At 44.1% G+C, this 254-nt stretch carries 1 protein-coding gene; it reads left to right on the forward strand.

What is annotated here, in order from left to right:
• On the forward strand, positions 1 to 216 hold a 216-nt coding region (locus AAEY75_RS16195; RefSeq protein WP_352260175.1), incomplete at its 5' end, for a transposase.
• Positions 217 to 254: the final 38 nt, after the last annotated feature.

Here is a 254-nt window from a genome sequence, read left to right on the forward strand (position 1 = left end):
GTGTTGACGCTAGAACGGGGGTTAACTCATAGCGTGAGTACAACGGCGGCCAACGTTTATGACATCACGGAAGCAGCGAACTTTCTTCATAGCGAAGCGTGTTTTGTCTCGGCGGATTCTAGCTATCGTGGCAATCAAAAGCGAGAAGAGTTAAAAGGTGTCAAAGCAGACTGGTTGATTGCAGCTATTTTTCGAAAAGAAGGGCAAGCAAAATAAGAACCTTTAAAAAAACACCCTAGAAAAAACAAACAGCC

Origin of the sequence: Psychrobacter sp. TB55-MNA-CIBAN-0194, from assembly GCF_040309505.1 — a bacterium.
Classification (GTDB): domain Bacteria; phylum Pseudomonadota; class Gammaproteobacteria; order Pseudomonadales; family Moraxellaceae; genus Psychrobacter; species Psychrobacter fozii.